The sequence below is a fragment of the Kitasatospora nipponensis genome (genome assembly GCF_039528135.1).
Classification (GTDB): Bacteria; Actinomycetota; Actinomycetes; order Streptomycetales; family Streptomycetaceae; genus Kitasatospora; species Kitasatospora nipponensis.
This window is the reverse complement of sequence record NZ_BAAALF010000948.1, coordinates 1-580: the sequence shown is the minus strand read 5'-3', so window position 1 is coordinate 580 and position 580 is coordinate 1. Positions and strand designations below refer to the sequence as shown.

The following is a 580-nucleotide window of genomic DNA, read 5'->3' as shown; positions in this document are numbered from 1 at the left end:
ATCAAGGACGCCGACGCGCCGAACCTGGACGCTCTGATGGCCGGCGGGCTGACCGCCGCCAGCAGCCTGTACGCCAACCCGATGGCCGCCACCTCCTCCGGCCCCGGCTGGACCACCATCGCCACCGGCGTCTGGCCGGACAAGCACAACGTCAAGGACAACAACTTCACCGCGCCCGACTTCGCCACCTACCCGGACTGGCTGACCCGGGTGGAGCGGGCCAACGCGGCGCTGTCCACCTACGTGGTGGCCTCCTGGGCGCCGATCCCCGACACCATCTACTCGGCCACGGTCCGCACCCGGGGGGCCACCCCGAGCGCCGGGTACGACGTCGGCGCCCCCTCCCGCGCGGTGGCCAGGATCCGGGACACCAACCCGGACGCGGTCTTCGTCCAGCTCGACAACGTCGACCACGCGGGCCACGCGAGCGGCTCGGCCAGTCAGGGGTACCTGGACGCGATCCAGGGCGTGGACGGTCAGGTCGGCCAGATCGTGGCCGCGGTCCGGGGGCGCGCCACGTACGCCCAGGAGGACTGGCTGATCATGGTCACCGCCGACCACGGGCACACCCCGACCGGTG

The 580-nt window shown here is 72.6% G+C and carries 1 protein-coding gene; it reads left to right on the top strand.

The window, feature by feature from the left end:
• A partial coding sequence (locus ABD323_RS44235) for an alkaline phosphatase family protein (protein WP_344447641.1) occupies window positions 1-580 on the top strand: 580 nt, incomplete at both ends.